Source organism: Labrys monachus, from assembly GCF_030814655.1.
Lineage (GTDB): Bacteria > Pseudomonadota > Alphaproteobacteria > Rhizobiales > Labraceae > Labrys > Labrys monacha.
Window position 1 is genome coordinate 6,454,905 of sequence record NZ_JAUSVK010000001.1, and the last position, 11,472, is coordinate 6,466,376.

The following is an 11,472-nucleotide window of genomic DNA, read 5'->3' on the forward strand; positions in this document are numbered from 1 at the left end:
CCGGCATGACGAACGGGAAGGCAGGGCCGCAACTGTCATTCCCCTGTCAAGTTGAGACGTCAAAGGATTGTTCGAGGCGATGAGCCAGTCGAAACAGTCGTAACGTCGTTCAAAGCGCGATCTCAGGTTGTATCAATAAATATAAGCAATCGATGCGCGTGTATTTGCAAGCGCATGTCGATGCCTCGTCGGCCTCTTGCCAAAGGAGAACCCGCCATGGTCGATCTCGCAGCGTCGCAACCGTCTGGACATGTCCGGTCGAGAACGGTCCAGGACCACATCGACGAATTGCCGATGTGGGCGGATGGCACCCATCTGCCCGCGGCGCCGATGACCGGCATGCAATGGCTGATCTGGTCGCTCGCCGCGGCTGGCAAATTCTTCGAAGGCTTCGTCGTGTTCATGACGGGCGTGGCGCTGCCTCTCCTGTCGAACGAATTCGACATCGGCGCCGCCGAGCACGGCGTCATCGGCGCCGCGAGCCTCGCCGGCATCCTGGTCGGCGCCGTCGCCCTCGGCGGCCTGTCCGACCGCTTCGGCCGCAAGCCGATGTTCGTCGCCGAGATGGTGCTGTTCTGCGCCTTCCTCGTCGGCCTGGTGTTCTGCCCGAACTATCCGCTGCTGGTGGTCTTCCTGTTCGGCCTCGGGCTGTCGCTCGGCTGCGACTACCCGACCGCCCACATGATCATCTCCGAGAGCATTCCCTCCACCAGCCGCGGCAGGCTCGTGCTCGGCGCCTTCGCCTTCCAGGCGGTCGGCGCCCTCGGCGGCACGGTGGTCGGCTATGCCGTGCTGTCGACCCTGCCGGAGATCGGCGCCTGGCGCTGGATGTACGCCTCGGCGATCATCCCCGCGATCCTCGTGACGATCGGCCGTTTCTACATCGTGGAAAGCGCCAATTGGCTCTCGTCGCGCGGCGAGATGGCCAAGGCCGAACAGGCGGTGAGGCGCCTGCTGGTGCGCAAGCCGCAATATCCGGCGGAGATCAGGCTGGCGACGCGGCACGGCGACGGCATGGGCCACGGCTCACCGGCCGGTCAGAGCTGGACGTCGCTGTTCAGCAAGGCCAACCGGCGCGCCACCATCCTCGCTTCCGTTCCCTGGTTCCTGCAGGATCTCGGCACCTACGGCATCGGCATCTTCACGCCGACCATCCTGGCCGTGGCGCTGGGCGCCAATTCCGATCACGCCCGCAGCGTCGCCGACCTCATCCTGAACGACATCGTGGCGGCCAAGGGCGCCGCCCTGATCACCACATTGCTGATCGTCGGCATCATCTTCGCCGTGCTGCTCGCCGATACGGTCGGCCGCATCGCGCTGCAGATCCTCGGCTTCATCGGCTGCGCTGCCGGCCTGTTCCTGGCTTCTCTCGCCTCGAGCTTTTCCGGCGGTACCTCGACCCTGCTGATCTTCGCCGGCTTCATGCTCTTCAACTTCATGACCAATCTCGGCCCGAACGCCCAGACCTACCTGCTCGCCGGCGAAGTCTTCCCGACGGCGATCCGCGGCAAGGGTGCCGGATTCGCGGCCGCCTTCGCCAAGATCGGCGCAGTGGCGACCGCCTTCCTGTTCCCGATCCTTCTGGCGTCGATCGGCACCACGGCCCTGCTCTACGGCCTGATCGTGGTCTCGATCCTCGGGGCGCTCGTGACCTGGCTCTACCGCATCGAGACCACGGGCGTGAACCTCGATCGCCTCGATCAGCCGTTCGAGGCCGCTTCGACGGGCGGCTCCGTGCCGGTGGCGGCCGAATAGGGTCGCGGACCCGCCATGGACGCCGCGGGCTCGGCGATATCGAGACTGCGACGCCGGGCTGGCCGGACCGCGATATCCCTGATTTCCAGACAGGTTCCGACGGGCATCCGTCATGCGGGAGGCGGGGGCGCCCCGGCTCCGGCGGTCCGACGATGCGCCGCGGTCTTCACCCAGGAGAAACATCCATGTCCGCCGATCGCCTGAAGAAGCTGAACGCGACGCTCGCCGCCGGAGGCCTTGGCGCCCTGCTCGTGTTCGGCCAGCCCGCCGTGCCGGCCCGCGCCGCCGACGTCACCCTGGCGGAGACCGGGTCGACGCTGCTCTACCCGCTGTTCGACATCTGGGCCACCGACTATGCCCGGACCCATGCCGGCGTGCACGTCACGACCGCCGGCACCGGATCGGGCGCTGGCATCGAGCAGGCGCTGGCGGGCAAGGTGCAGATCGGCGCATCCGACGCCTATATGTCGGACGCCCAGGCCCGCCATTATCCCGGCATCGTCAATGTGCCGATGGCGATCTCGGCGCTGACGGTGAATTATGATATTCCCGGGCTCGCCGCCGACACCCATCTGAAGCTCGACGGCCCGACTCTGGCGGGCATCTATGCCGGCAAGGTCCGCATGTGGGACGACGCCGAGATCGCCGCGCTCAATCCCGGCGTCACCCTGCCGCACCAGGGCATCGTCCCGGTGCATCGGGTCGAGGGCTCCGGCGATACCTTCGTCTTCACGCAGTACCTGACGTTCTCGACCCCGGCCTGGGAGAACGATATCGGTTACGGCACCACGGTCGCCTGGCCTGCCGTCCCGGGCACCGTGACCGCGACCGGCAATGCCGGCGTGCTGCAGGCGATCCGCCAGACGCCCTATTCGGTCGGCTATATCGGCATCAGCCTGCATGACGACATTGCCAAGGCCGGCATCGGCACCGCTGCCCTGAAGGGCTATTCGGGCGAGTTCCTGCTGCCGACGCCGGAAACGATCGCCGCCGCCGCCGCCTCGCTCGGGCCGCGCACGCCGGCCGACGAGCGCCTGACGCTGGTCAACGCGCCCGGCGCCGGCGCCTATCCGCTCGTCAACTACGAATACGCGATCGTCTCCACCCGGCAGGCCGATCCGCAGACGGCCGCGGCGATCCGCCGATTCCTGCTCTGGGCCATCGCGCCCGACGAGGCCAACGAGAAATATCTCGACGACGCCCATTTCATCGCGCTGCCGGCCCATATCTGGGTCCTCAGCCACGACCAGATCGAGACGATCCGGTAAGCCGGCCGTCCCCTGGCGGGAAGGAGGCCCGGCTCACGCCCCGGGCTTTGCCTTTCGGGCGCGCCGACATCCTGCCCGGCCCTCGCTTGCCGCCGGCCGAAGCCGAACTGCCGCCTCGGCCCGCCCGCGGGAAATCGCGTGCATGACGGTAGGTTTCCAGCTTTGATGGGCTCCTTGCCGGACAGGGGGAAACAATGACGGAAGACATCCGCATCGGTGCGATCGAACTTCGGTTCCTGCGCAGCAAGCACGAGACCGGCGGGGCGCTCGACATGTTCGAGATGACCGTGCAGCCCGAGGGGCGCATGCCGGTGCCGCATTACCATCGCGACTGGGAGGAGACGGTCTACGGCCTTTCCGGGGTCCTGACCATGACGGTCGACGGCCGCCCGATCGAGGTCGGTGCCGGCGACACCGTCTTCATCCCCCGCGGCGTCGTGCACGGCTTCGACAATCGCGGCACGGTTCCTGCCCGCTGCCTGTGCGTGCTGACGCCCGGCGTGCTCGGACCGGAATATTTCCGCGAGATTCGCGAGGCCCTGGCCGGGGGCGGCCCGCCCGACCCGGCGAAGATGGCGGCGATCATGCAGCGGCACGGCCTGGTGCCGGTGCCGCCGGGCCGTTAGGGTATGCGGCCCGCCGTCCGGGACGGTGCCGGGGACGGGCCGAAGCCGATTTCGGCGCCCATGGGCGTGGCGCCGAGAGCGGATGCGGATAGACTGTCGGTGCGGCAGACCGCGCACCGATTCGGCCGCGGGCCCGACGGTCCGGCCTGCGGCCTTCGGTTTCGGCGGTCCGTTCCGACGGCAGGAAGCAAGGGGTAGCGGCGTGGACGATGAGGAGGCGGTCGCGGCGGACGGTGCCGCCACATCCTTGCCCGTTGTCGAGATCGAGGCGGATATCGCGCCGAGCTTCACCTATGCCTCGTTCCAGAACGCCATCCCCGTGCTACGCGCGGTCTCGATCCACAACCCGACCGCAGAGGGCTTCGAGCGCTGCACGCTCGAGATGACCTCGAGCCCGCCCTTCCTGCGGCCGAAGACCTGGACCGTCGACCGGCTGGCCGCCGGTGACCGCCTGCCGCTGGCCGACCGCCGGGTGGATCTCGATTCGGCCTATCTCGCCGGGCTGGACGAAGCCGAGCGTGGCGAGATCGCGCTGAAGCTCTCGGCGGGCGGCGCCGTGCTGGCGGAGCGGCGCGTCCCGGTGCGCCTGCTGGCGCGCGACGAGTGGGGCGGCGTCGCCGACATGGCCCAGCTCCTGCCGGCCTTCGTCATGCCCAACGACCCGGCCGTCGCCAGGATCCTGAAGACCGCCGCCGAAAGGCTCGCCGCCCATGGCCATGCCTCCGGGCTGGACGGCTATCAGAGCGGCGATCCCCGGCGCGCCTTCCTGCTCGCGGCTTCCGTCTATTCGGCGGTGGCGGCGATGGCGCTGCACTATGCCGAGCCGCCGGCCAGCTTCGAGAGCCGGGGGCAGAAGATCCGCCGCCCCTCGACCATCGCGCAGGAGGGGCTCGCCACCTGCCTCGACACCGCGCTGCTGTTCGGCGCGGCGCTCGAGGCCGCCGGCCTCCATCCCGTCATGCTGCTCTTCGACGGCCATGCGGCCGCCGGCGTCTGGCTGACGAAGCGCACCCTGCCCAGCGCGATCGAGCGCGACGCGATGGAGATCCGCAAGGCCCTGGCCTCGCGGGAACTGGTCGTCTTCGAGACGACGGGCGTCACCCACCGCCCGCCGCTGACGATGGAGCACGCGCAGCGCCTCGTCGAACGCCGGCTTGAGGAGGGGCAGGCCGCCGCCTTCGTGGCGGCCATCGACGTCCGCCGCTCGCGCAGCGGCGGCATCACCCCGCTCGCCTCGCACGAGCCCGCCCCGGCCGACGGGGCGGACGAGGCCGGAGCGACCATCGAATTGCCGCTGCCGCCCGCGCCGGACCTGCCGGTCGAGGTCGTCGAGGTCAAGCCGACCACCGCCGCCGGGCGCATCGACCGCTGGCAGAAGAAGCTGCTCGATCTCACGCTGCGCAACCGGCTGCTCAATTTCCCGGATACCAAGAAGACCATCCCCTTCCTGTGCACCGACATTTCCGCCCTGGAGGACCGGCTGGCGGCGGGTGCCTCGATCCGCCTGATCTCGCTGCCGGAGCACAACCCCCTCGGCGGGCGGGACCCGGGCCTCTACCGCGAGGTCAGCGGCCGGGACCTCGACCGGCATTTCGCCGCCGAGGCGCTGCAGCGCGACGAGCTCGCCTCGCCGCTCGATGCCCGCACCCTCGAGACGCGCCTCGTCGACCTCTACCGCCAGGTCCGCAGCGACTTCGCCGAAGGCGGCGCCAACACGCTCTTCCTCGCCGTCGGCTTCCTGCGCTGGAAGAAGAAGCCGGAGGACGAGAGGAGCTATCGCGCGCCGCTGCTGCTGGTGCCGGTGAAGCTCGACCGGCGCAGCGCCTCCTCCCGCTTCGCCCTCAAGTTCCACGAGGACGAGCCGCGCTTCAACGCCACGCTGCTGCAGTTCCTGGAACGCGACTTCGACCTCGCGCTGAACCTGTTCGACGGCGGCCTGCCGCGCGACGAGAGCGGCGTCGACGTGCCGCGCGTGCTCGGTGCGGTGCGCCACGCCGTCCGCGACGTGCCCGGCATGGAGGTCGTCGACGAGGCGGCGCTGTCGACCTTCTCCTTCGCCAAATATCTGATGTGGAAGGACCTCGTCGAGCGCAGCGGCGCGCTGCGCCAGAACCGCGTGGTCCGGCACCTCATCGAGACGCCCGACCAGGCCTTCGATCCCGGCGGCAAGCCCTTCGAGGACGAGCGGGAGCTCGACCGCCGCCACGCGCCGCAGGACGTCGTCTCGCTCCTGCCGGCCGATTCCTCGCAGATCGCGGCCAGCCTCGCCGCCGCCGAGGGGCGGGACTTCATCATCGTCGGGCCGCCCGGCACCGGCAAGAGCCAGACAATCGCCAACATGATCGCCAATTGCATGGCGGCCGGGCGCACGGTGCTGTTCGTCGCCGAGAAGACGGCGGCGCTCGACGTCGTCTATCGCCGCCTGCGCGAGCATGGCCTCGGCGACCATTGCCTCGAACTCCATTCCAGCAAGGCGGACCGCCGCAGCTTCCTCGGCCAGCTCCGCAAGGCCTGGGAAAGCGGCGGCCAGGCCGACAATTCCGGCTGGATCGCCATCAACGAGAAGCTGCGGCTGCGGCGGGACGAATTGAACGCCTATGTCGAGGCGCTGCACCGGCCGCATGGCAACGGGCTGACCGCCTATGAGGCGCTCGGCATCGCCCTGCGCAACCAGGAGGCGCATGCGCCCGCTTTGTCCTGGCCGGCGCTCGACGCGCATGACGCGGCGGCCCTCGCCCGGCTGGAGGAGATCGCCGCCGAGATCGGTATCGTCCATGGCGCCGTCGACGACCGGCCCGCTTTGCGGCTGGTCGATGCCGGCGAATGGTCCTCGGCCTGGCAGGACGGGCTGCTCGCCGCCGCCGCCGCCCTGCGGAGCGCAGCGGGCGTTCTGCGCGCGGCGCTCGGGCGGTTCCTCGGCCGGATCGGCCTCGCCTTCAGGGACGATGCCGGGCTGGCCGAGCTGAAGCGGCTGTCGGCCTTCGCCGAAGCCCTGCTCGCCGGCACCGGCAGCGACCATTTCATCCTGTTCGACCGTGATTTCGCGCAGCTGCGCCCGGCGCTCGCCGAGCTCGAAGCGGCGATCGAGGACTATGGCGCGGCCGAGGGCCGCCTGTCGGCCTCCTTCGCGCGGGACGAGGTGCCGCGCATTCCGGTCGGGGAGCTCGACGGCCAGTGGAAGGACGCCGCGGCGTCGCTGTGGCCGGTGCGCTGGGCCGGCCGCCGCCGCGTGCAGAAGCAGCTCCAGGCCCACGCCGCCGCCGGCGTCGCCGATCCGGAGACGGACCTGCCGCTCCTGCGCCGCATGCAGGACCGGCTGGCGGCGATCGACGGCAATCTCCTCGCCGGCAAGGCGGTGGCCTTCGCGGGGCTCGACACCGACGTCGCTGTGCTCAATCGCCGGCTCGCCCATGCGGCGCATCTGCGCGCCACGCTCCTCCAGCTCGGCCGGGAGCCCGAGGAGATCCGGGCGATCGGCCGCGCCGTGGCGCCCTTCGTGCGCGGCGCGATGGAGGACCCCGTCCATCCGGCGGCGCTGGACTATGCCGCGGCCTTCGCCGCCTTCCTGGCGGCGGCGGACGACTTCGCGCGGCTGGCAGGCCGCGACCCGGCCGGGCCGGAAGGCGATGCCCTGCTCGCCGGCCTGATGGCGGCCATGGCGGGGCTCGCCGACGCGCGTCCGCTCCTGCGCGACTGGACGTCCTGGTGCCGGGTGCGCCGGTCGGCCGAGGCGCATGGGCTCGCCGGCCTCGTCGGCGACGTCGAAGCCGGCCGCGTCCGCCCCGACGCGACGAAGGCGGCGTTCCGGCTCGCCTATCGGCGCTGGTGGCTGCCGCTCGCCATCGACGCCGACCCGGTGCTGCGCGAGTTCCGCCGCTTCCAGCACGAGCACGCCATCCGGGACTTCCGCGCCATCGACGCGATGGTGCGCGCGCAGGCGGCGGCGCGCGTCATCGGCGCCATCGCGCATGGGCTGCCCGCGGTGCAGGCGGTGCCGCGCCAATCGGAACTCGGCCTGCTGCGCCACCAGATGGAGCTGCAGCGCCCCAGCCGCTCGATCCGCGAGATGATCGGCGCCATGCCCGGCAGCTTCGCCAGGCTCGCGCCCTGCATGCTGATGTCGCCGCTCTCGATCGCCCAATATCTGCCGCCGGACCAGGCGCTGTTCGACGTGGTGATCTTCGACGAGGCCTCGCAGATCACCACCTGGGATGCGGTCGGCGCGATCGCCCGCGGCCGGCAGACCATCATCGTCGGCGACCCCAAGCAGCTGCCGCCGACCAATTTCTTCGGCCGCAACGAGGCGGAGGACGAGGATGTCGCCGAGCATGAGCGCGACCTCGAAAGCATCCTCGACGAGGCCAAGGCGGCGGGCATCCCGATGCGGGACCTGCGCTGGCACTATCGCAGCCGCCACGAATCGCTGATCGCCTTCTCCAACAGCCATTACTACCGCAACCGCCTGATCACCTTTCCCTCGCCGGCGGTGGAGGACCGGGCGGTGCGGCTGGTATCGGTGCCGGACGGCGTCTATGACCGCGGCAAGAGCCGCACCAACCGCATCGAGGCGCGCGCCGTCGTCGCCGAGGCGCTGGTCCGGCTGCGCGCCTGGCTGCAGCTGCCGGAAGCCGAGCGGCCGACCCTCGGCGTCATCACCTTCAACAGCCAGCAGCAGGGGCTGATCCAGGACCTGTTCGACGAGGCCCGCCGCGCCGCGCCCGCGCTCGAATGGTTCTTCGCCGACGAGCGCATCGAGCCGGCCATCGTCAAGAACCTCGAAAACGTGCAGGGCGACGAGCGCGACGTCATGCTGTTCTCGATCACCTTCTCCCAGGACGCCGCCGGCAAGCGCGTGATGGATTTCGGCGCGCTCAACCGCGAGGGCGGCGAGCGCCGGCTCAACGTGGCGGTGACCCGCGCGCGCCAGGAGCTGCTCGTCTTCTCCGGCTTCACCGCCGACCAGATCGATACCGGCCGTGTCAAGGCGGCGGGCATCCGCGACCTCAAGACCTTCCTCGATTTCGCCGAGCGTGGCGCCGTGGCGCTGCCGGCGCAGGACGAGGGTTCGGTCGGCGCGCTGGAATCGCCCTTCGAGGAGGCGGTGGCGGCCGAACTCGACCGGCTCGGCTGGCAGACGGTGCCGCAGGTCGGCATTTCCGGCTTCCGCGTCGATATCGGCATCCGCCATCCCGACCGGGCCGGCACCTATCTCGCCGGCGTCGAATGCGACGGCGCCACCTATCACAGCTCGGCGACGGCGCGCGACCGCGACCTGGTGCGCGAGCAGGTGCTGCGCGGCCTCGGCTGGGAGATCGTGCGCGTATGGTCGACCGACTGGTGGTTCGACCCCAAGGGCACGGCCGAGCGCCTGCATGCGGCGCTCGCCATCCTCCTGGAGACGAGCCGCCAGAAGAGGGCGGCCGAGGAGGCGGCGGCGCTCGCCGCCCGCCTCGCGGCGGAGCCGCCGCCCGCCCCGGCCGAGCTCCCGGCGGCGGAAGAAAGCGCCTTGGAGCCGGAAGAGGCGCCGCCCGTTCCGGCCGGCCCGGCCGAGACGGACGAGACGGAGGCGAGGGAGGCGGAGCCGGTGCCCGAAAGCGCCCCCGACGCCGCGCGGCCGCTCGCCGAGGCACTGCCGGCCGTGGAAGAGGCCCCGCCGGTCTTGGAAGAGGTGCCGGTTTTGGAAGCAGTGCCGGTCTTGGAAGCAGTGCCGGTCTTGGAAGCAGTGCCGGTCTTGGAAGCAGTGCCGGTCTTGGAAGATCCGCCGGTCTTGGAAGAGCCGCCGCCGTTCCCGGCCAGCCCGATTCCCTACCGCCTGGCCGACTTCTCCGCCCATCGGCTCGAGCCCGACCGGTTCCACGAGGCCGATTACCGCGGCACGCTCATGGCCATGGTCGAGGCGGTGCTCGAGGCCGAGGCGCCCCTGCGCGAGGATATCCTCGCGCAGCGCATCGCCCGCGCCCATGGCTGGCTGCGCACCGGCGCCAAGATCCGCGAGCGCGTGGCCGCCCATCTCGGCGACGTCGAGCGCACGCGGGAGGCGGGCGGCGACTTCATCTGGCGGCGCGGCACGGTGACGGAGATCATCGCCTATCGCGCGCCGCACGACATCGAGGGGCGCCGCGCCATCGCCGAGATCCCGCTGGCGGAACTGGCCGGCGCCGTGCTCGCCAACCGCCATCTCCTCGCCGAGGAGGACCCGGCGCTCGAACTCGCCCGGCTGCTCGGCGTCGAGCGCCTGGCGGCCATCTCCCGGACCCGGCTCGACCAGGCGATCGCGCGGGCGAAGAGGGCCTGAGCGCCCGACTGAAGGCTCGCAGGGCGACGCCCTTTGTCATTGCCGGGCCCGCCCCTGCAATCCAGGGGCGGGCAGGGCGCGATCAGGGCCCGCTCTACCAGCGGGTCGGCTTGGGGTTGCGCTCGTCGAAGTCCATCTGGTGCCAATAGGGATAGACCGGCTGGCGGCGGCTGGCGGCATCGAGCCGGGCGACCTGGTCCGCCGTCAGGCTCCAGCCCAGGGCGCCGAGATTGGCGCGCAGCTGCGCCTCGTTGCGGGCGCCGACGACGATGTTGGCCACCGTCGGCCGGCCGAGCAGCCAGTTGAGCGCCACCTGCGGCACGGTCTTGCCGGTCTCCTGCGCGACCGCGTCCAGCACGTCCACCACGGTGTAGAGCAGCTCCTCGTCGACCTGCGGGCCGCCGGCGGCGCCGCCCGAGGCGATGCGCCCGCTCTGGTCGGGCTGGCCGCGCCGGATCTTGCCGGTGAGGCGGCCCCAGCCGAGCGGGCTCCACACCATCAGGCCGACGCCCTGGTCGAGGCCGAGCGGCATCAGCTCCCATTCATAATCGCGCCCGACCAGCGAATAATAGCCCTGATAGGCGACATAGCGGGCGAGGCCGTATTTCTCCGAGGTCGCCAGCGCCTTCATCAGGTGCCAGCCGGAGAAGTTGGAGGCGCCGATATAGCCGATCTTGCCGGACGTCACGAGGTCGTCCAGCGCGCGCAGCGTCTCCTCCACCGGCGTCGTCGCGTCGAAGCCGTGCATGAAATAGAGGTCGATATGGTCGGTGCCGAGCCGCTTCAGGCTCGCCTCGCAGGCGCGGATGAGGTGGAAGCGCGACGAGCCGACGCCGTTCGGCCCCTCGGCGCTGCGGAAGGTCGCCTTGGTGGAGATCAAGGCCTTGTCGCGCCGGCCCTTCAGCGCCGCACCGAGCACCTGCTCGGAGCCGCCGGCCGAATAGACGTCCGCCGTGTCGAAGAAATTGACGCCCGCCTCCAGGCAGATGTCGACGAGCCGCGTCGCCTCCTCGATCCCGGTGCCGCCCCATTTGTCGAAGAATTCATTGCCGCCGGCGAAGGTGGCGGTGCCGAAGCTGAGAACCGGCACCTTGAGGCCCGAGCGCCCGAGCTGGCGATATTGCATGTCAGTCATTCCTATGCTCCGGATTGGTTGAGGATGGCGGCGAGCAGGCCGGGAAAACGGCCCTCGATCTCCTCGCGGCGGACGACGTTGACCACCTCCACCCCGCGCTTCTCGGAGCGGATCAGCCCGCTTTCGCGCAGGATGCGATGGTGATGCGAGACGGTGGAAGGCGGCATGTCGGCGCAGCAGCGGCTGCAATTCATGCCGCCTTCCACCATCAGCTTGCGCACGATGGCACGCCGCGCCGGATCGGCCAGCGCATGGAGCACCCCGTCGAGCGTGATGTCGCCGGCGGCCGGATGGAGAAAGACTCGCGCCATGCCGCGGTTATGGCAGGAAATTTCGGCGTTTCAAGAGTATTGAAATAGGGGGGCGTCGCGAATGCGTGTGCCCTTCGCTCGC

Annotated in this window: 6 protein-coding genes; 4 read left to right on the plus strand and 2 right to left on the minus strand. The window is 70.4% G+C overall.

Going from position 1 to position 11,472, the window contains the following annotated elements; translation table 11 throughout:
* The first annotated feature begins 216 nt into the window (after positions 1-216).
* The 4 genes from J3R73_RS29435 (at position 217) to proA (ending at position 9,944) form a co-directional block, all read left to right on the plus strand.
* Positions 217-1,755 (plus strand): MFS transporter, encoded by a 1,539-nt coding sequence (locus tag J3R73_RS29435; RefSeq protein ID WP_307435905.1) that lies wholly within the window; start codon positions 217-219, stop codon positions 1,753-1,755.
* A 185-nt stretch (positions 1,756-1,940) separates the two neighbouring features.
* Positions 1,941-3,023 carry a phosphate ABC transporter substrate-binding protein PstS gene (gene pstS / locus J3R73_RS29440; RefSeq protein WP_307435908.1) on the plus strand — a complete coding sequence of 361 codons (1,083 nt, stop codon included), beginning with the start codon at positions 1,941-1,943 and terminating at the stop codon, positions 3,021-3,023.
* A gap of 194 nt (positions 3,024-3,217) precedes the next feature.
* A complete protein-coding gene (locus J3R73_RS29445; RefSeq protein WP_307435910.1) occupies positions 3,218-3,649 on the plus strand; it encodes a cupin domain-containing protein in 432 nt (143 codons plus the stop codon).
* A 202-nt stretch (positions 3,650-3,851) separates the two neighbouring features.
* Entirely contained in the window at positions 3,852-9,944 is a 6,093-nt protein-coding gene (gene proA, locus J3R73_RS29450; RefSeq protein ID WP_370880042.1) for an anti-phage protein ProA, read from the plus strand.
* 94 nt (positions 9,945-10,038) lie between these two features.
* On the opposite strand, the gene J3R73_RS29455 is transcribed toward proA, so the two are convergent.
* The gene (locus J3R73_RS29455; RefSeq protein WP_307437790.1) at positions 10,039-11,070 is read right to left on the minus strand and encodes an aldo/keto reductase; all 1,032 of its coding nucleotides are present in this window, start codon (positions 11,068-11,070) and stop codon (positions 10,039-10,041) included.
* A gap of 11 nt (positions 11,071-11,081) precedes the next feature.
* Entirely contained in the window at positions 11,082-11,390 is a 309-nt protein-coding gene (locus J3R73_RS29460) for an ArsR/SmtB family transcription factor (RefSeq protein ID WP_307435914.1), read from the minus strand.
* Positions 11,391-11,472: the final 82 nt, after the last annotated feature.